Genomic DNA, 18,599 nt, shown 5'->3' on the forward strand with positions numbered 1-18,599 from the left:
GTTTGAAGGGAGAAAATACTTATGAAAATTTTACTTACAGCTATAAACTCTAAATTTGTACATAGCAATTTAGCTGTTAGATATTTAAAAGCATTTACAAAGGATATGAATTATGATTGCAAAATTAGAGAGTTTTCCATAAATGATAGAGAAGAAAAGATATTAGAAGAGATAATTATGGAAAAGCCAAATGTTGTAGCTTTTTCTACTTATATTTGGAATATTGAAATGATTAAAAGGATTTCAAATTTAATTAAACTAGTAGATGAAGATATAGAAATCCTTTATGGAGGACCTGAGGTTTCTTATGATAGCCAAAATATACTTAAGGAGCTTAATGGAGAATATATCATAGAGGGCGAAGGAGAAAAGACTTATAGAGAGTTTGTAGAATATAAATTAGGGGAAAGAAATATTAATTCTATTAGGGGATTATATTATAAATGTGATGTAGATGTAGTTTTTAATGGGAAAAGACCATTAATGAATATGAATGAAATAGTATTTCCTTATGAGAAAGATGAAAATTTAGATAATAAAATTGTATATTATGAGGCTTCGAGGGGATGTCCTTTAGATACAAAACTGATACTAATTAAAATGAATATCTAAAGTATCATCAAATGGGTTATATACTAGTTTTTTAAAGACTTTATTCAATATAACTCTTTTCTCATTTGGATCACTTATTTTATTAAATCTTATTATTAAATCCTTAATCTCCTCTTTGCTTATCTTCGTACTTTTCTCTAATCTCTGTAATTTTAAATTATCTATGCTTAGACTTATCTCTTTGTTTTGCTCTGTTAAAGCATCAATTTTTTCAACTAAATACTTAGCTGCTTCATTAGACACTAAAGATAATTTATCTATTAAGTTTTTTATCGCTGATTCATTCTCATCAAAGTTTTTCTTTAAAATATCTATCTCATTATCTTCATTATCATCAACATTTGAAAGACTAGTTTTATAATATTTCTCGAATAATTCTGATTGCTCTAATCTTTTTATTAATTCTTCAACTTTTTTCTCTAGCACTTCTGCATTAATATATTTATTATTTGAACATTTTTCTTTGTTTTTATCTATTCCAGTATCGTTATTCTTTCTATTTAGTCTATTAGAGCATATATAATAGCTTTTCTTACTGCTATTAGCTATAGTGTATTTACCTTCGCAGAAAGGGCAATAGAGTGTACCAGTAAGCCAATAAGTCTTACTAAATCTTTTTGCAGATTCGTCTCTTTTTTTATCTAACATTTTATTAACTTTTAAAAATAACTCAGATGAAATTGGTGCAGAATGATTTGATACTATGAGCATAGATTCATTAACTGTTTTACCGTATGTATTGTAGCCTTTTCCATTAGGAGTTCCGTATATCAAATATCCTTTAGCCTTAAAGTAGTCATTTATTTCTTTAGAACTTTTAGCGTAAACAGGACTTCTAAGTATTCTATTCAAACTAGTTCTATTTGCTAAAGTTTTAAAACCGTTTTCTTTAAGATACTTTTGAGTAGCATATAGAGATCCCAATTCATAATATTTTTTAAATATTAATTTGATAAGGTCTTTGTCTTTAATTTGAAGATAAGATTTACCTTCGATATTAACAGTAACACACCCAAAGGGAACAAAACCACCAGTATAACAACCTTTCTTGGCTAAAGCTATCATATTATCCTTAACTCTTTGCCTTATATTCTCACGCTCCATATCAGCAAATCCAGCTAACATTATCATCATCATCTTTCCCGATGGAGTACTCGGATCAAACCCCTCAGTTATAGATATAAGTTTTACATTATACTTTTCTAACTCATCAAATATTTTAAAGAAGTCTACTATATTTCTAGCTATTCTATCAACTTTATACACTGCTACCGCATCAAATTTACCAAGCTTAACTAAAGACATCATTTTTAAAAATGAAGGTCTATTAGTATTTCCTCCACTAAAACCTTCATCTTCAAAAATTTCAAATTCATTTTTCCCTTTAAAATATTTCTTACACATTTCAATTTGAGTGCTTATACTTTCGCTTCTCTCAACGGCAACAGATTTTCTTGTGTATATTGCTATTTTCATTTTCTATTCACCTCGTTTTAAATTTGCAATTTCCTTTTTAACCATTTCCAAAATCATTTCCTCGGTTTTATCATCAATTTCATTCTCATCTTTTATAATCCCGGAATTAATTAAAAATTGTAAGAAGTTAGTAACTAAACTTTCTTTTTTTTCAGAGATTCCACTTCTTTCATTAGTAAACCCTTCTAAATAATCCAAGCTGACATTGAAATAATTAGCAATTTGTCTTTGTAAATCAATGCTTCCTTTTTGTTTTTCACTCTCAATCATAGCAAGAACACTGCGTGAAACATTTAATCTATCAGCTAATTGTTGCTGTGTCATTTTTTTTTCTTTTCTTAATTGTTTCAAAATTTCGCCTTTCATTTTTGCCTCCTTAAAATCATTTTAAATGACTATACGAAAATATTATCATATAAAATGACATAATTAAAGAGAACAAGCGTTCTAAAGTGAAGTAATGTATAGAGAAATAAACAAAAACAGTAAAATAGAGAAAACAATAGCAATTAGAACTTATGTCATTTAAAATGACTTAAAATAACCTAGAATGGATAAATATAGCAATTGTTATTTGTCATTTTAAGTGACATAATAAAACATAGAAACGAGGTGATACAGTGTTCAGAACTTTAAGAGAAAGAGCAGGATTAACAAAGAAATATGTCGCTGATGAATTAGACATTAAAATTACAACACTATATAAGATAGAACAAAATATTTGCTTACCTTCTGCTTCTATCTTATTAAAAATGAAAGAACTTTACAAGTGCACATATGAAGAAATAATGATTTGCTATAAATTAGGGAAGGAGATAAAAGATGAAAGAGAAATTAAAAAAAGAAATCGAACTGTTAACAGATGAGGAAACTGAAAAATTACTAGATAGCTTAAAGGGGATATTTAACAATATTACAATTGCTAATCCAGAAAGAATACCAGAAGCATTTAAGAACTTAGGACATGCTTATGATGAAATAGGAATTTAAGTGAGGAGGACAATCTATATGAATAATTTAACTATTAAACAAATTAATATTGGAGGACAAGCAGTACCAGTTGTAACTAGTAGACAAGTTGCAGAAGATTTTGGGAAGGAACATAAAAATATACTACAAACAATTTCAAATTTGGCAGCTGAAAATTCAGCCGTGAAAGATATGATGGTTGAAAGTACTTACGAAAATAGAGGTAAGCAATACCCAGAATATCTATTGACTAGAGATGGGTTTAGTTTATTAGTAATGGGATTCACAGGCAGTAAAGCTTTAAGTTGGAAACTTAAATATATAGAGGCATTTAATAAGATGGAAAATGAAATTAAAGAGCAACAAATTCCTAGACTATCTAAAGAGCTTCAAGCAATTTTGATGTTAGATGAAAAGACATTGGAAATAGATAATAGAGTTGCTAACTTAGAAAATAGAATGACAATAGAAACTGGAAATCAGAAAGTGCTAAGTGATCTAGTAAATAAAAAGGTGATAGCAGTATTAGGTGGAAAAGATACACCAGCATATAAGGAACTTAGCAAGAAAGCATTTAGCCAATGCTGGAAGGACTATAAAAGAATAGTAGGAGTTGCTTCCTATAAAGATACCGCAATAAAGGATTTTGACTTTGCTAAGAAGGTAATAATAGACTGGCAACCTGCTAGAGAATTAGAACTGATGATTAAAGGCTGCAATGCTCAAATAAGAATGTAGGAGTATAAGATGGTAGGGTATTTAATATGTGAAGTAATACCATATAGGACTTTTAAAGAAAAGATAAGAATAACTAAAGAATATAGTAAATATAACTTAGAAATTTATAGTAATTATGTGTTAGTAACTACTAAAATGAGGTGTTCAAATGAGTAAATTAATTTATTTCTTTTATGTAGTTAAAATATTTTTTATGAGTTTACTTAAGTTATGTTATGAAGTAGTTATTGGATTATTAATAATAACAATTTTAATGTTTTTTATAAGTTTTATATTAAATGATAAATATTACTTCACTAAGAAATTAGGACAACTAAAGAGGTATATGTGTAGAAGATGAAAGGAGAAGAATATGGGCTTAATTTTAGACATTGTAAATAATGTAGTTCCAAGGGTTCAAGACAGAGTTTACAAAGGTGAGGAGCTTAAAGAAGTTCTAATGGAAGAGTTAGAAAAGGAAATAGCTCAATCCCTTACCAACCAAGATAAAGGGAAAGAGCATAGCAAAATAATCAAAGACATTATACCAGATATAAAGGATATAGACAATAACAGAATTTATTGTGAAGGAGGTAAGTATAATGTCAGATAATAAAAAATACTATTATTTGAAAATTAAAGAAAACTTCTATGAAACAGAAGATATGAAGATATTACAAGCTATGGACAATGGATATTTATATTCAGATATATTAATGAAACTGTATCTTAAGTCCTTGAAAACAGATGGAAAACTAATGTTTAAAGAAAATATCCCTTATAGTCCGAAGATGATAGCTACTATTGCTAACCATAATGTTGATACTGTAGACAAAGCCTTATGTATATTTAGAGAATTAGGTTTAATTGAAGTGTTAGATAATGGAGCAATATATATGCTAGATATTCAAAGTCTTATTGGTAAAAGCAGCTCAGAAGCTGATAGAAAAAGAGAATATAGAAATAAGATAAAAGAAGAAAAAAAGTTGTTATTAATAGAAGGGGACAAATGTCCGGACATTTTCGAGACAGATTTGGACAAACTTCCACTAGAGATAGAGTTAGAGAGAGAGATAGAGTTAGAGAGAGAGATAGAGTTAGAGAGAGATGAGACTACATCTAAAGATATAGTGAGTAGTAATAAATTACAACCTATCATAAAGAAGTGGAATGAACTAGGATTACAAAAATTAGTTTCTATTAATCCAGGTACTACTAGATATAAATTATTAAATGCAAGACTTAAAGAATATGGAGAAGATAAAGTTTTAGAAGCAATAGATAATATAAAATACAGTACATTTCTAAAAGGTCAAAATAGTAAAGGATGGGTTATAACATTTGATTGGTTAGTAAAACCTAATAACTTTATAAAAGTTATTGAAGGTAATTATGCAGATAAAAAAACAACAAATAGAAATAAACAATCTAAATTAAAATTTGATAATTTTAAAGGCAGAGATTATGACTATGATGATCTAGAGAAAAAACTTTTAGGCTGGGATGAGGAGAATTAGCATGGATTTAAGGAAAGTTGCAGTTAGTGAGTTAATAAAAGAACTTACAAGTAGAGACGGGATAAGAAGTATGGAAATCAATAAAAATGAAGTCCATAAGGTACAAGCTGCAGGATTAGATGATAGTAAAAATCGTTACATTAAAGGCGAAGGGCCAGCTATTATTTTAGAAATAAAAAAGGGGTGAATTTAAGTGATTGAGATATTTAATTATCTAGACGAAATATCTTACATGGATCCTAAGCTAATAAAGATGAGAGTTAAAATTGTATTCGAATTAAAGGTCGAAGATGTAGAAAAAGTTTATAATGCCTGGAAGAAAGAATATGTTAAAGCTGGTTATAATAGGATGATTAAATTTGATAAAAATAAAACTAGAAGAAACTTTAGCAGAAAGAAGTAATAAAGAAGATAAAAATTAAAATATAAGGAGAGAGTTTATGAGAGTAGTAGTCATATGGATAATAGGTATATTTGCCTATTGGGCATTAATATATGGAGCTACTAAAAGAGAAAAGCAAGACTAAGTTTTGCACTTGCTACAAGGGGGAAATGATATGGAAACTAATTTTTATAGGAATTGTAATGATGAGGTTGTAGTTAAATTAATAGGAAAATTGACTATTGAATTACCTGGATTAGAAGCAAATTTACAAGAGCAATTAAGAATAAGGAAAATTATAGAAGAAGTGATTTATAACTATGAAGTTACTAGTAAATAAACTGCATTGACTACATCAGATCTAGAAGGAAAGATAAATTATTTCTTAGCTACTAAGAAGTTAGAAGGATTATCTCCAAGAACACTTAGAAATTATGAATACACTTTAAGGAAATTACAAAATGTATTTCATAAGCCAGTTTCCACAGTTACAACAGCAGACATAAAAATGCTTATGTATAGTGAAGCTGAAAAGAAAAGTCCAAGCAGTATGAACACATTTATGACACCTATAAGATTATTTTTTGCATGGTTGCAAAATGAAGAATTTATAATAAAGAACCCTTGTGCAAGTATAAAACCTATGAAGGAACCTAAGAGAATGAGGAAACCACTTACTGAGGAACAGGTAGAGCAACTTAGAGATTCTATGCTTACACGAAGAGAAAGAGCTCTATTAGAATTTTTCTTAAGTACAGGATGCAGATTATCAGAGGTTCTAAATGTAAAAGTAAGAGATATAGATTTTGCTAATAAGACTTTACTTGTAATAGGTAAGGGAAATAAAGAGAGAAGGGTATATTTTACTGAAAGGTGTAAGAGATCTTTAAACAATTATCTAAAAAGTCGAGAAGATGAAAGTGAGTATTTATTTGTTACTGAAAGAAAGCCATATAGGAAAATTAGTCCAAGAGGTATGCAAGTAATTGTAAATAAAATGAAAGAAAAAGCTAACTTAGATATACACATACATCCACATATATTTAGGCATACATTTGCTACACAAGCCTTAAGAAGTGGAATGAAGCCAGAAGTAATACAACAAATACTAGGTCATGAAGATGTAGGAATAACATTAAAGGTTTATGCTAAGTTAGCTGAAAGTGATGTAGAGCATAGCTATAGGATGTTAGTAAGTTAATGGGGATATTGAATGGAGGTTATTTAATGATAAAAAATATAGCTATTGAGGTAGCGGAGTTAGTAGAAAAGAAAAATAGAGATTATGGGAATAGTTTTGATAGGACATTACAAGAATATGGAGATACTGCTTATTTTCTAAGAATAGAGGACAAGTTAAGCAGATTGAAAAGTCTTACCAAGAAAGAAAGCGAAGTGGTTGAGGAGAGCATAGAGGACACTCTTAAAGATATAATAGGGTACACATTGTTAATGATTAATAATAAGAGAAGTAAGGCATGAATTTTTTTAAAATATGGAGGGTTAAAAATGACTGTAAATAATGATTCTATTTTTTTAGATGCCAATACAATTAAACCTAGTAATACAATAACTTTTATATGTGGAGATAAAGAAATGATTAGGTTAGAAGCTGATGGAAATATTTTTATTAAAGGAGTACTAGCTAAAAACAATAAAGATGTTGTGGAGGGAATGATAGATTTTTTAAGAGGTCATAAATATATAATTTGATTATATTACGCATCAAGAAAGGAGTGAGGAGCCTTGGGAATGTTTGTTGTACCTAAAAATAATATGAATAATTTAAGAAAAGGAAAACAGTATAAAATAACAAATTCTGATATGTATGAATATGAGATTGAGTGTGAAGATGGAGTTGTTCTGTGGATAAGCAAAGATGATTTAATTAATTTTGAATATCATTGTTAATTCGCAATGCAAAAACAGGAGGTAAAAATGAATATAAACAAAGATACTATGGAGCTTTCTTACGAAGTTGGAAAATTAAATACAAAGCTGAGTTTATGCGCCAGTATTGTAAGAAGGATAGATAATAAATTATTAGATTTAAGATTGCATGAAAATGATGATTTAGATGATATATCAGAAAAAATATCAGATGTTAGAGATAACTTAAGAGATTTAGCTGATTTTATGGATAGAGAGTAATTCAAACAAAAGGTATAAGAAGGTGATTATATGGCAAAGTTTTTAAACATAGGTTTAGAAAATAGTGTTAATGTAGATAAAATAATAGGAATAATAAATGCTGATAGTAACCATGCAAGAAGATTAATTAAAAGTGCAAAAGAAGAAAATAGTTTAATAGATGCAACAGGTGGTAAAAAAACAAATTCAATAATAATAGCAGAAGGAAAAATAATAATAAGTAGCAATAGAGCAGATACTTTAAGAAAAAGGTTTAATGAAAATTTTTAAATAAAATATAAAACTATAAAAACAAACAAAAAAGATATAAATATCATCAAAAATGAATTAAAAACATATTGAAATATATGTTAAACGTAAGATGATATTTATATTTTTTTATATTAGAATGTATTTAAACAAATCGGAAATAAAAAGGACAAGCAATATTAATTACTTATTTGTTTAAATTAAGGGTTGTCCACCTTAATGGGTTGGGGTGAACTATGTAATTTAGGAGGTATTTATGGAGTTTATTAAAAAGTTATATTTAGAAGGATATAATTCAGTTGAAATAGCAAGGATAATAAATACCTCAGGTAAAAAAACTACAAAGGCAGCGATTCAAAAATATATACAAAGAAATTTAAAAGAATTTAAGGAAAAACATGATAGAGCAGTTATCATGAGAAAAGAAGCCTTAAAAGCAGTAAATTATGAATCTAAAAAATATATGACTGATAAAACATTTATATTAAAGAATAGATCAATTTATGAAACAAAAGAAAATGGCGATATAGTAATTAAAAAAGATATTACTACAACTTGGGATACACCTAAGAGGTTAGTAAATGAAAATAAGAGTGTGTACTAATAAAATCATATATACCCTAGGATGGGATTACAAAAGGCATCTAATTAGGTGTCTTTTTGTATTTTGGGAAGAAAGGAGAACTATGAGAATTAATGATATTTTAAAAGAAAGTCAATCAAAAGAATATAAGGAATTAAAATCGATTATTAAAAAAAATAGTAAAGAAAAGCTAAGTGAAAGAGATTTAAAAGATTTAATGTCACATAGTTCTTATAAAAGGGGGAAACATGGTGCTATAAAGCAGGTGAGATATAGTGATGTTTGAAGAAGAAAAAATTAGAGATTGGGAAAAAGGAACAGCAAATCCGATACCTGATAATAAATATATTAGATTTAAAGAGGAACTTATTCTCTATAGCAAGAAGTATTCTGAAAGAAATTTAATGCTCTTTATTTTAGCAAGGGCAACTGGATATAGAATGGGTGATTTAGTTAGTTTAACTATCGGAGAAATAAAAGAAGCTTTAGAACATGGATATTTTTCAATCCAGGAATCAAAACAATATGAGCAATGGAAAAGTAATTTACCTAAATATCCTAATAGAAAGAAGCCTGATAGAAGAGATGCATTAATAGGTAATAAGTTAGAAAAATATTTAAGAGATTATGTAAAAGGGAAAAAGAGATCAGAATTTGCTTTTCCTTCTAATAAAGGTGGAGGAAATGAAGCGATAAGTCAAAAAGCATTTAGTGAGATATTATCTGAAGTAGGTAAAAGAATAGGATTAAAAAATATAAGTGGACATAGTCCAAGAAAAACTTTTGCAACAAAAATATATGAAGAATCTGGGAAAGATTTAGAGCAGGTTAGAATTGCATTAAATCATCAGAGTATTGAAGAAACAAAAAGATATTTAGGACTAAAAGAAAAGATGATTAAGGATAGTTTCAAGATTGCAGATAAAGATATATAATACGTAAAAAATAAAATGATTACTATTTAATAGAAAGTAGAAAAATTCCTACTAATATATGTAACTTAAAAAAGACATCCGTAATTCTCCATGTTATTACCGATTATAAGAAAAATAAAAAAGGTTAGCTAACACCAGTAAATTCAATGGTTACAATAGGTTTTTATAAATATATATAAAATTATAAAATATAGCTTTAAATAACTGGAAGGGAAATATATAAAATTATCATAGCACTTTAAAAAATGAGTGCTACGATAAAGGAGGTAAAAAATGGCTAGAAAAGATAGTTTTGAAGAGATTATAAATAGTAGCTTAGATAAGATAGAATCAATGATTGAGCAGGGTTGCACAGATAAAGAAATAGCAGTAGAGTTAGGAATAGGATATTCCACATTTAGGAAATACAAGACTGAAAGCGTAGCACTTAAGGCTGTATTTGCTACTGGAAAAGATAAGTTAAATCAAGAAGCAGAAAAGGCAGTTTTTAAAAAGGCTACAGGATTTTATTATTATGAAGAAGTTCCAACAAAGGTTAAGGTAGAAAGCTTAATTGATGGAGAAATTGTGGTAGAAGAAAAAGTAGTTATATCAAAGGTTAAAAAATATAGTCACCCAGATGTTAATGCTCAGAAGTTTTGGTTACAGAATAAGAAAAAGGCTAGCTGGAAGAATGACCCTCACAAGATAGATATAGATAAGAAGTCATTAAAACTTAAAGAAAAAGAAATAGATAGTAAAGTAATAATTTAAGGAGTGAAATAAATGGAATGTGGAATAAATCCAAGTCCTAAGAGTAATAAGCCGGGATTCAAGATAAGTGATTTTGATTATATACCATTAGACTTATTACCAGGGCAAATTATATTAAAGGCTAATAGACCTATAACGGATGAGTACTATAGAGGATTGAGGAAACTGTTTTTAGATCAAGGGATAAGAATAATTATAATTCCTAGTGATTTAGATATTATAGCTATTGATAATAAGTTATTAATTCAGAATGAAAAGAAATAAATAGTAAGGTTATTAGTTAATTATGATGTATAAGCGTTGTAGTTCATGTGGTAAAAGAATTCCTAGTAATACTACCTGTAAATGCCAGATAGACAATACTAGAGAAAGATATAGAGAATATAGAGCTAGAAGAAATGATAAGGATGAACAAGCTTTTTATAGGAGCAATACCTGGATTGATTGTAGGGAAACTAGAATAATAGAGTTAGTTAATATTGATTGGTATGAGTATTATATTAATGGAAATGTAGTGGAAGGATACACACTACATCATATTGAAGAATTAAAAGAGCGTAAAGAAAGAGCATTAGATAAAAGCAATTTAATATACTTAACTCAATCTAATCATATAAAGATTCATAAAGCTTATTTAAAATCAGATAAAGAAAAAAATAAAATGCAAAAAATATTATTTGAATGTTTAAAGAAAGCGAAAAAAGAATTTGGAATTGGATAGATAAAATTTATATACCCGGGGGAGTAGTAAAATTTTTTATAGAGATTAAAAAAATCCTGCATGCTCTCTCAGTCACAAAAATATCCCAAAATGAAACTTTTAAAACTTCATAAGGAGGTAATTTTTAAAATGGCTAGACCATGTAAAAGCATTGAAGGACAAAGTAGACATAACTCAAAAGAAGAAATTGAAAAAAGAAAAGAAACAGAAAATAAATTAAAAGGATTAGCTGATAAAATAGAAATTCCTCCAATTTATTTAACAGATGAACAAAAGTTTATATATACAAATATATTTGAGGAATTAAAAGCAAGTCAAATATTAAGTAATTTAGATGTTTATATATTAGCAACATGCAGCATAGCGATTGATAGATTACAATATATTGAAAAAATAATAAATAAAAATCCAAAAGCAATAATGAATAAGGATCTAATGAGTGCGAAAGATAAATACAATAAAGATTTTTATAGGTGTTGTAATGAACTTTCATTATCTCCACAAAGTAGAGCAAAGTTTGGCAGCTTATCACTAAAAGCTAAAGATGAAAATGAAGATGCTGTATTAAGAGCATTACAAGATGATGATGACGAATAATTATGATTTTATTAGATAGAGCTTTAAAATATTGCAATGATGTGCTTTCTGGAGAAGAAATTACAACGGATGAGGTAAAGTTACAATGTAAAATATTCTTGGACGATTACTACAAAAAACAATATTTGGATGAATTTGAATTTTGTTTTAGTGAAAAAAAGTTAAAAAAGATAAATAACTTATTAAAATTATTTAATTATGCTACTGGATTTATTGCAGGTAAACAAGTTTTAGAGGGATTGGAAGGTTTTCAATGCCTTTTTTTAGCAGCTATTTTTGGATGGAGATATAAAAGTAATAAGAAAAAATTTAGATATAGGGATGTAGTTTTATTTATTCCTAGAAAAAATGCTAAGACATTTATTATTGCTTTAGTTTTATTATTGCTGATGCTAACGGAACAGGAATTTAGTGAATTTTATTCTATTTGTATAGATAGAGATTTAGCAAAAGAGGTAAGAAAGGCTATGGCTCAGTTAATTGAAGCTAGTCCACTAATAAAAAAGCATTTCTTTGTATCAGAGAGTGAAATAGGAGTAATCAAGTGTAAAATTACTAATAGTTTTTATTATCCAAGAACTGCAAAGGCAAATAAGAATAACTCCATAAGACCAGCAGCAGTTTGTTGTGATGAAGTAGGTGCATTTACTGATAATAAGAATATACAAGCTATGAGAAAAGGTCAGTTATCGGTATTAAATCCTATAATGTTTAAAATAACTACTGCTTATGCTGAAAGTAATTCTATTATGCCAGAAGAGTTAGATTACGATAGAGCAGTTTTAGAAGGAACAATAGATAATAAAAGATTATTCTGTTTATTATATTATTGCAGCAAAGAAGAAGTATGGACAGAAGAAGGATTATATAAAGCTAATCCGTTAAGAGTTGAAGAAAATTACAATGAGATTAGAGCAGATAGAGAAACTGCAAAAATTAAAACAAGTGAGCAAGAAGAGCTATTTACAAAGAATTTTAATATATTTTTGGAGAGTAATGAATTGAATAAGTATATAAATATAGATTATTGGAAGAAATGTAGGCGAGAAAGCATTGATTTTAAAGGAAAGGAAGTTGTTGTAGGAGTTGATTTATCTGTAACAACTGACTTAACAGCAGTTTCTATAATGTATGTTGAAGATGGAAAAGTATATTGTAAATCTCATGGCTTTTTACCAGAAGATAGTTTGGCAGAAAGAAGAGAAAACATTAATTATAGGAATTATGCTGAAAAAAAATATTGTGATTTGCATAAAGGTATGACTATAAGCTATACAAAAGTTGAGGAATATATAAGAGGTATAGAAGAAGAATACGAATGTACAATTAAATCTATTGTAACTGATCCTATGAATGCAAAAGAGCTTATGGAAAGATTAGCAGAAGATTATGATGTAATATTATTAAAGCAAACCTATACTAATTTAAGTCCTTCAACTAAAGAGTTTAGAAAAAAAATATATGATAACAAAGTACGATATGAAGCTAATGAATTATTAGATTGGAATATGAAAAATGCCATTACAACTAAAGGTAAATCAGATGATGAAATGTTAGCAAAAGAAGATAAAAATAAACAAAGAATAGATATGGTTGCAGTATTAATATTTGCTTATACAGAATTTGTAGTACCAGAGGATGGATATAATGCAGTTGATAAATTAGAGGAAGAGGATTGGGGTTAAGTTAATGTTAAAGTTTTTAAAAAAGAATTTAGTAGATATTTTAGTTATTATCGCATTAATTATTCTTATAAATACAACATTAATCCTTAATATCTATATGGGTTTATACTTGCTATCTTTTGTATTAATAGGGATAGCAATAATTATATCAAGATATAGATAGGAGGTGAGATAATGTTTGAAAAGTTATTTGAAAAGCGAAGCTTAATTGGTGAAAATCCTTTTGATTGGACATCATGGATAAAAGGAGAAGATAGTGATTTTAGTAATAATGATAGTACCTATACAAAATGTATTAATCTTTATAGTGATAATATTGCTAAACTACCTATTATAACTAAAATAAGCACTGAAAAAGGAGATATAGATGCAAATAACTTTTATCTTTATGAACTTTTAAGACTAAGGCCTAATCCTTCAATGAATGCATTTGAATGTATAAAAGCACTTGTAGCAATGAATAAGCATTATGGAAGTGCTGGATTATATATAGATTATGACAAAAAAGGGTTAGTAAAAGGTCTTTATCCAGTTAAAATTAATCAGTTTATAGTTGATAATGCAGGACTAATAAAATCAACTAAAGAAAACAAAGTATTAGTTGATTTTACTTGTGGAGATATGAATGGTAGTTGCTTTGAAAAAGACATAATTATTCTAAGGGATAATTCTATTAATGGAATAAGCTTTAGAAATACTAGATCCTATATAAAAGATAGTATTGATACAAATATTAAAGCTCAAAAGTACCAAGCTCAATTATTCAGCAATGGATTAACTAACAAAATAGTAGTTCAGTTAACATCAGACATAAAAGAAGAAAAAGAACTTAAAAAAGTTCAGAATAAGTTTGATAAAATGTATTCAAACAACGGAAGAGTTTTTACAGTACCTGCTGGATATAATGTATCAGCCTTAAATCTTTCTTTAGCAGATAGTCAGTTCGCAGAATTAAAGATAATAGGTAAGAAGGATATAACAAGTGCTATAGGAGTTCCGTACTCGCTAATAGAAAAGGGATCATTAACGGAAGAGGAAACAATAGCTTTTTTAAGTAATGCTATAATCCCAATAATAACAGCATTAGAGCAAGAAATGGACTGGAAATTACTTAGTGAGGATGAAAGGGAAGCGGGATATAAAATTAGATTTAATGTTAATGCTATGCTTAGAACTAGTCCATTAACTCAAAGTATTATTATAGATAGATATTTAAAGGATGGAGCATATACAGTAAATGATGCTAAAAGAATATTAGGAGTGCCACTTGTTGATGGTGGGGATATAGTAACGTTACCTAGTGGACAAATTACTTTAGATAACCTTATTAAAGGTAATGCTACTTGGCAAAAGGGAGCTAATGATAAGAAAGGAGGTGATGAGATTGAGTAAAGAAATAATGAAAATCACTACTTCTTTTGAAGTTAGGAGCATTGGAGAAGGTGAAGAAAAGCAAACTCATTTACAAGGTTATGCATTAACTTTTGATAGTTTAAGTGAAGACTTAGGCTATTTTAGGGAGATAATTCGAGAAGGAGCTTTAGATAACTGTAAAATGGATAATGTAGTTTTAAATATCAATCATGATATGGATAAGCCTTTAGCTAGAAATAACAAAGTTAATGGAATTGGAGCATTAACATTAACAGTTGATGAAAAAGGACTTTTCTTTGATGCAATACCAACTGATACATCCTATAGTAGAGATTTAATTTCTAATATGGAAGCAGGAATAATAGATAAATGTAGTTTTGCATTTATGTTAGACTATTCTGATTTAGATTCACAAAAATGGGATTGGGATAATGGAAAAAGAGGATATGATTTAAGAACTATAAATAAAATCAAAGAAATATTTGATGTATCGATTGTTACTAATCCTGCTTATGAAAGTACAAGTTGTACAACCTATAAAAGAGCAAAAGAGAATCATGAAAATTTAAGAGAAAAAAGAAAAGAAAAATTAAGATTAGAATTAGAACTTATTTAAACAATAGGTTCTTTTTTTATAAAAAATATAAGGAATGGTGAGAAAATGAAAGTAAAAGAGTTAAGAAGATTAATTGTAGATAAAAAAGTTGAAGCAAGACAGTTATTAAAAGAAGATAAATTAAAAGAAGCAGAGGATATAACTGCTGAAATAAGAAATCTTGAGAGAAAAGTTAAAATTGCAGAGGAAATAGAAGAAGATGAAAAAAGAGATTTAGAAGAACAAAGGGATTTAGCTAATAAAAATCCAAAAGTAAAAGTAAATGAAATGAGAGCTATAGTAAAAAGTGTAATGGGTCATGAATTAAGTAATGAAGAAAGAGCCGCTGTAGTATCAAGTGATAATGCTGCTGTACTACCTAAGGAATTTATAAATCAATTACAAGAAATAAAAAAAGGATACGGATCATTAAAAGAGCTTTGTGATGTTATTCCTGTTACAAAGAATGAAGGAACTATTCCAGTAGTTGATTATGATCAAAATGAATTAGCAGATATAGCTGAAGGCGCTGATATAGTAGATGGTACTTTAGTAACTACTGAGTTACCTTATAAATGTAAGAAAGTAGGGTTAATTCAAACATTAGCTTCTGAATTAGTTGATGATGCAGAAGTAGAAATTGAAGGAATTGCTAAGACTAACTTTACTGAAATAGCAGTTGCAAAAGAAAATAAAAAAATTATGACTATTATTAATGATAATGCAACAATTGTAGAAGCAACAGATTATACAGCATTAGAAGATGTAATGGCAAAAGCTTTACCAGCAGTAAAAGCTGGTTTAATTACTTTATGTAATGTAGAGGGATATGCTTATTTAAAAAATATGAAAGATAAGCAAGGTAGAAATATGAACCTTATTACTGTAGGTCTAGATGGAAAGGAATATTTTAATGGTAAGCCAATAGTAACCTTTGATAGCTCTTTAGTTACACCTTCAGCAGAAAAAACAAAAGTTTATTTTTCACTAAAAATTAAGGAAGCTGTTAAATATCTAGAAAGAAATGGTGTTACAATTGCAAGAAGTACAGAAGCTGGATTTAATACTGATACTATAAAGTTAAGAATACTAGAAAGATTTGATGCTATAAAAGGATCAATTAGATCTATAAAGAAGATAGAGTTAGCTTAAAAGGTTAGGGATTAAATTTCCCTTTCCTACTTTAAAGAAAGGGTGAGTATATGGAATTAGATGAGGTTAAGAAGTATTTAAAAATAGATTATTATGATGATGATGATGTTTTATATAATTTAATAATTGTTAGTGAAAATTATATTGAATCATGTGTAGGAACTTCATATAAAAGAGATGAAAAGGCTAATAAGCTAGCTGATTTATTGCAAAAAAAGATTATACATGATATGTATGAGAATAGAGGTACAGAAGTTCCGAATAATACCAAGAAAGATGCTATAGTTACTACTATATTAGATAAATTAAGCAATTATAGTGAGGTGGAGTGATTGGACAGTAAGATTCGTATTAAGAATAGAGTAAAATTAATAGTTAATGGAAGATGGGAAGAAAAGACAGAAGATTATTATGATTGCTGGTGTACTCCAATGGAGTTATATGGAAATGAACTATATGAAGCTCAAAATATAAAATATGAAAATGTCATAGTTTTTAAAGTAAGGTATTGTAATAAAGTAAAAGCAATGAGAACTACCGATAAAAATAAATTTATTATTTTATTTGAGGATATTGAATATCAAGTATATCAAGTTGATTTTAAAGCCAATTCTAAGGATTATGTTTATATAAAAGCGAAAATGATAATTTAACATGATTATTAAATTTGAAGGCTTAGATGAAATTATAAAAGAGGTAGAAAACATTGCTAGTGAAAATGAAATAGAGAAAGTTAATGCTAATATTCTAAAAAAATGTGGGGTTAAGGCACAAAATACAGTAAAAACTAAGATGCCAAGAAGTGGAGATCCTATGCTTAGTGGAAGAAAAGGAAGTAGAACAGGAAGACATTCAGCAGATAATGTTCCTTTAAGTGGGGTAAAAAAGAAAAATGGATATCAAAGTATAATTGTAGGGTGGGATAAATCAGATATTTCACCTTATTTTTATGTTAAATTTACTGAATGGGGTACTTCACGGATGAAACCATTAGCATATATGGAAAAAACCAAACAAGAACTAGAAGATTATTTTAGTGAAGTAGCAAAAAGCGAATATGAAAGTTTAATTACAAAATTAAAGTAGGTGAGTAAAGTGGATATTATAGAAATAATAGCAAAAGCATTAGATACAATATCTAAAAGAAGTATTACGGTAGTACAAGGTTGGTATGATGAAAATATTAGTGATACTCACATTACGTTTTGTGAGTTAAGTGATAGAAGTAATAATTTATCAGATGATGAAGAAGAAGATATAGCTCATACTATTCAGATTGATATTTGGAGCTTAAAAGATGAATGGGAATTAAAAAAAGAAATTAAAAAATTAATGTTAAGAAATGATTTTGGGTATATTGATGGCGAGGATTTCTTTGAAACTGATACTAAAATATATCATAAAGCATTGAGATTTAATTATTTAGAGGAGGTAAATTAAATGCCAGAACAAGAAGTAATAGTAAGAAGTAGATTATGTGGGTTAAAGGATATCTATGTAGCAGAAGTAACGACTAATGATGGAACAACATACACAGCAGGTACGCCCGTAAAACTTGCAAGAGCATTAAGTGCAAAGGTTAGTGATAAATTCACAATTGAAAAAGTTTATAGTGATGATAATGTTGAAGATATAGTTGAACAGTATGAAGGTACTGATATAGATTTTTCAGTAAATACATTAGCACCACAGGATTATGCAAGGCTTTATGAAAATCTATATAAAAATGGATTTTTATTAAAGGCAGCTGGAGATGGAGCTAAAGAAATTGCAATTGGTTGGAGAGCAAAGAAGAGAAATGGCAAGTATGAATTTACATGGTATTATTGCGGTAAGCTTGAAAGACCAGAAATGAACTATGAAACACAAGAAGATAAAATAAAAACACAAACATCTAGCTTAAAAGGAAGTTTTTATTCTAGACAAAAAGAAGATACGATTGATGGGAAAAAGAAAAATTTATATGCAATACAAGTTGATGAAAGCAATTTACTTGAAGCAGATACTACAGCAACACAAGCAATTACAACGTGGTTTGCTAAAGTACAGGAATATACAGCTCCAGAAATTTAATATTTAGAATAATAGACCAAGGTTCAGTCCTTGGTCTTAATATTTGGGAGGAAGAAAT

35 protein-coding genes and 1 pseudogene are annotated in these 18,599 nt (G+C 28.1%); 34 read left to right on the forward strand and 2 right to left on the reverse strand.

From position 1 onward, the window contains the following. Positions 1–21 precede the first annotated feature (21 nt). Positions 22–594, forward strand: a pseudogene (locus ACQPVP_RS03180) (B12-binding domain-containing radical SAM protein); the annotation flags it as partial. On the opposite strand, the gene ACQPVP_RS03185 reads toward ACQPVP_RS03180, so the two are convergent. Both ACQPVP_RS03185 and ACQPVP_RS03190 read right to left on the reverse strand, forming a co-directional pair. Next, positions 592–2,088: a recombinase family protein gene (locus ACQPVP_RS03185; RefSeq protein WP_430847158.1), complete on the reverse strand. Its 1,497-nt coding sequence runs from the start codon at positions 2,086–2,088 to the stop codon at positions 592–594. The pseudogene ACQPVP_RS03180 and the gene ACQPVP_RS03185 sit on opposite strands and share 3 nt — an antisense overlap. Before the next feature lie 3 nt (positions 2,089–2,091). Further along, a complete protein-coding gene (locus ACQPVP_RS03190; RefSeq protein WP_430847160.1) occupies positions 2,092–2,454 on the reverse strand; it encodes a helix-turn-helix domain-containing protein in 363 nt (120 codons plus the stop codon). 254 nt (positions 2,455–2,708) lie between these two features. Between ACQPVP_RS03190 and ACQPVP_RS03195 the strand changes: the two genes are divergently transcribed. The 33 genes from ACQPVP_RS03195 (at position 2,709) to ACQPVP_RS03355 (ending at position 18,541) form a co-directional block, all read left to right on the forward strand. After that, positions 2,709–2,954, forward strand: coding sequence for a helix-turn-helix transcriptional regulator (locus ACQPVP_RS03195; RefSeq protein ID WP_430847162.1), 246 nt, complete (start codon positions 2,709–2,711; stop codon positions 2,952–2,954). After that, positions 2,911–3,078 carry a hypothetical protein gene (locus ACQPVP_RS03200; RefSeq protein WP_430847164.1) on the forward strand — a complete coding sequence of 56 codons (168 nt, stop codon included), beginning with the start codon at positions 2,911–2,913 and terminating at the stop codon, positions 3,076–3,078. The genes ACQPVP_RS03195 and ACQPVP_RS03200 overlap by 44 nt, the downstream gene beginning before the upstream one ends. Positions 3,079–3,096: 18 nt before the next feature. Continuing rightward, entirely contained in the window at positions 3,097–3,795 is a 699-nt protein-coding gene (locus ACQPVP_RS03205) for an ORF6C domain-containing protein (protein WP_430847166.1), read from the forward strand. A 9-nt stretch (positions 3,796–3,804) separates the two neighbouring features. Then, a complete protein-coding gene (locus ACQPVP_RS03210) occupies positions 3,805–3,951 on the forward strand; it encodes a hypothetical protein (RefSeq protein WP_430847168.1) in 147 nt (48 codons plus the stop codon). Continuing rightward, positions 3,944–4,135 (forward strand): hypothetical protein, encoded by a 192-nt coding sequence (locus tag ACQPVP_RS03215; RefSeq protein WP_430847169.1) that lies wholly within the window; start codon positions 3,944–3,946, stop codon positions 4,133–4,135. Before ACQPVP_RS03210 ends, ACQPVP_RS03215 begins: the two co-directional genes overlap by 8 nt. Before the next feature lie 12 nt (positions 4,136–4,147). Beyond that, positions 4,148–4,387, forward strand: coding sequence for a hypothetical protein (locus ACQPVP_RS03220; RefSeq protein WP_430847171.1), 240 nt, complete (start codon positions 4,148–4,150; stop codon positions 4,385–4,387). After that, on the forward strand, positions 4,377–5,291 hold the full coding sequence (locus ACQPVP_RS03225) for a phage replisome organizer N-terminal domain-containing protein (RefSeq protein ID WP_430847173.1): 915 nt from the start codon (positions 4,377–4,379) through the stop codon (positions 5,289–5,291). Before ACQPVP_RS03220 ends, ACQPVP_RS03225 begins: the two co-directional genes overlap by 11 nt. Position 5,292: 1 nt before the next feature. Further along, positions 5,293–5,478, forward strand: coding sequence for a BC1881 family protein (locus ACQPVP_RS03230; RefSeq protein ID WP_430847175.1), 186 nt, complete (start codon positions 5,293–5,295; stop codon positions 5,476–5,478). A 6-nt stretch (positions 5,479–5,484) separates the two neighbouring features. Further along, entirely contained in the window at positions 5,485–5,694 is a 210-nt protein-coding gene (locus tag ACQPVP_RS03235; protein ID WP_430847177.1) for a hypothetical protein, read from the forward strand. 154 nt (positions 5,695–5,848) lie between these two features. Continuing rightward, entirely contained in the window at positions 5,849–6,013 is a 165-nt protein-coding gene (locus tag ACQPVP_RS03240; protein WP_430847179.1) for a hypothetical protein, read from the forward strand. A gap of 6 nt (positions 6,014–6,019) precedes the next feature. Then, positions 6,020–6,874: a site-specific tyrosine recombinase/integron integrase gene (xerA, locus tag ACQPVP_RS03245; RefSeq protein ID WP_430847181.1), complete on the forward strand. Its 855-nt coding sequence runs from the start codon at positions 6,020–6,022 to the stop codon at positions 6,872–6,874. A gap of 26 nt (positions 6,875–6,900) precedes the next feature. Beyond that, positions 6,901–7,155 (forward strand): nucleotide modification associated domain-containing protein, encoded by a 255-nt coding sequence (locus tag ACQPVP_RS03250; protein ID WP_430847183.1) that lies wholly within the window; start codon positions 6,901–6,903, stop codon positions 7,153–7,155. A 27-nt stretch (positions 7,156–7,182) separates the two neighbouring features. Continuing rightward, the gene (locus ACQPVP_RS03255) at positions 7,183–7,386 is read left to right on the forward strand and encodes a hypothetical protein (protein WP_430847185.1); all 204 of its coding nucleotides are present in this window, start codon (positions 7,183–7,185) and stop codon (positions 7,384–7,386) included. A gap of 33 nt (positions 7,387–7,419) precedes the next feature. Next, positions 7,420–7,584, forward strand: coding sequence for a hypothetical protein (locus ACQPVP_RS03260; RefSeq protein WP_430847187.1), 165 nt, complete (start codon positions 7,420–7,422; stop codon positions 7,582–7,584). A gap of 27 nt (positions 7,585–7,611) precedes the next feature. Further along, the gene (locus ACQPVP_RS03265) at positions 7,612–7,824 is read left to right on the forward strand and encodes a hypothetical protein (protein ID WP_430847189.1); all 213 of its coding nucleotides are present in this window, start codon (positions 7,612–7,614) and stop codon (positions 7,822–7,824) included. 30 nt (positions 7,825–7,854) lie between these two features. Beyond that, positions 7,855–8,094, forward strand: a complete 240-nt coding sequence (locus ACQPVP_RS03270; protein WP_430847191.1) for a DUF370 domain-containing protein — start codon at positions 7,855–7,857, stop codon at positions 8,092–8,094. 235 nt (positions 8,095–8,329) lie between these two features. After that, entirely contained in the window at positions 8,330–8,677 is a 348-nt protein-coding gene (locus ACQPVP_RS03275) for a DNA-binding response regulator (protein ID WP_430847193.1), read from the forward strand. Between the two features lie 82 nt (positions 8,678–8,759). Further along, the gene (locus tag ACQPVP_RS03280) at positions 8,760–8,942 is read left to right on the forward strand and encodes a hypothetical protein (protein WP_430847195.1); all 183 of its coding nucleotides are present in this window, start codon (positions 8,760–8,762) and stop codon (positions 8,940–8,942) included. Continuing rightward, positions 8,935–9,591 carry a tyrosine-type recombinase/integrase gene (locus ACQPVP_RS03285; protein ID WP_430847197.1) on the forward strand — a complete coding sequence of 219 codons (657 nt, stop codon included), beginning with the start codon at positions 8,935–8,937 and terminating at the stop codon, positions 9,589–9,591. The genes ACQPVP_RS03280 and ACQPVP_RS03285 overlap by 8 nt, the downstream gene beginning before the upstream one ends. Positions 9,592–9,864: 273 nt before the next feature. Continuing rightward, entirely contained in the window at positions 9,865–10,344 is a 480-nt protein-coding gene (locus ACQPVP_RS03290) for a Xaa-His dipeptidase (RefSeq protein WP_430847199.1), read from the forward strand. Positions 10,345–10,356: 12 nt separating this feature from the next. After that, complete coding sequence (locus ACQPVP_RS03295) at positions 10,357–10,608, forward strand: hypothetical protein (protein ID WP_430847201.1); 252 nt, start codon at positions 10,357–10,359, stop codon at positions 10,606–10,608. A 22-nt stretch (positions 10,609–10,630) separates the two neighbouring features. Next, positions 10,631–11,065: a hypothetical protein gene (locus tag ACQPVP_RS03300; protein ID WP_430847203.1), complete on the forward strand. Its 435-nt coding sequence runs from the start codon at positions 10,631–10,633 to the stop codon at positions 11,063–11,065. Positions 11,066–11,194: 129 nt separating this feature from the next. Then, entirely contained in the window at positions 11,195–11,662 is a 468-nt protein-coding gene (locus ACQPVP_RS03305; protein WP_430847205.1) for a phage terminase small subunit P27 family, read from the forward strand. A gap of 2 nt (positions 11,663–11,664) precedes the next feature. Beyond that, positions 11,665–13,347, forward strand: a complete 1,683-nt coding sequence (locus ACQPVP_RS03310) for a terminase large subunit (RefSeq protein WP_430847207.1) — start codon at positions 11,665–11,667, stop codon at positions 13,345–13,347. Positions 13,348–13,351: 4 nt separating this feature from the next. Then, complete coding sequence (locus ACQPVP_RS03315) at positions 13,352–13,510, forward strand: hypothetical protein (RefSeq protein WP_430847209.1); 159 nt, start codon at positions 13,352–13,354, stop codon at positions 13,508–13,510. Positions 13,511–13,518: 8 nt separating this feature from the next. Continuing rightward, positions 13,519–14,739: a phage portal protein gene (locus ACQPVP_RS03320; RefSeq protein ID WP_430847316.1), complete on the forward strand. Its 1,221-nt coding sequence runs from the start codon at positions 13,519–13,521 to the stop codon at positions 14,737–14,739. Then, entirely contained in the window at positions 14,726–15,337 is a 612-nt protein-coding gene (locus ACQPVP_RS03325; RefSeq protein WP_430847211.1) for an HK97 family phage prohead protease, read from the forward strand. Before ACQPVP_RS03320 ends, ACQPVP_RS03325 begins: the two co-directional genes overlap by 14 nt. A 45-nt stretch (positions 15,338–15,382) precedes the next feature. Beyond that, positions 15,383–16,468 carry a phage major capsid protein gene (locus ACQPVP_RS03330; RefSeq protein ID WP_430847213.1) on the forward strand — a complete coding sequence of 362 codons (1,086 nt, stop codon included), beginning with the start codon at positions 15,383–15,385 and terminating at the stop codon, positions 16,466–16,468. A 50-nt stretch (positions 16,469–16,518) separates the two neighbouring features. After that, on the forward strand, positions 16,519–16,800 hold the full coding sequence (locus ACQPVP_RS03335; RefSeq protein WP_430847215.1) for a head-tail connector protein: 282 nt from the start codon (positions 16,519–16,521) through the stop codon (positions 16,798–16,800). Beyond that, on the forward strand, positions 16,801–17,121 hold the full coding sequence (locus tag ACQPVP_RS03340; protein WP_430847217.1) for a phage head closure protein: 321 nt from the start codon (positions 16,801–16,803) through the stop codon (positions 17,119–17,121). Position 17,122: 1 nt separating this feature from the next. Then, positions 17,123–17,554: an HK97-gp10 family putative phage morphogenesis protein gene (locus ACQPVP_RS03345; protein ID WP_430847219.1), complete on the forward strand. Its 432-nt coding sequence runs from the start codon at positions 17,123–17,125 to the stop codon at positions 17,552–17,554. A gap of 9 nt (positions 17,555–17,563) precedes the next feature. Continuing rightward, the gene (locus tag ACQPVP_RS03350) at positions 17,564–17,908 is read left to right on the forward strand and encodes a hypothetical protein (RefSeq protein ID WP_430847221.1); all 345 of its coding nucleotides are present in this window, start codon (positions 17,564–17,566) and stop codon (positions 17,906–17,908) included. Continuing rightward, positions 17,909–18,541, forward strand: coding sequence for a major tail protein (locus ACQPVP_RS03355; RefSeq protein ID WP_430847223.1), 633 nt, complete (start codon positions 17,909–17,911; stop codon positions 18,539–18,541). The last annotated feature ends 58 nt before the right edge of the window (positions 18,542–18,599 follow it).

Origin of the sequence: Clostridium nigeriense, from assembly GCF_050585265.1 — a bacterium.
Lineage (GTDB): Bacteria > Bacillota > Clostridia > Clostridiales > Clostridiaceae > Clostridium > Clostridium nigeriense_B.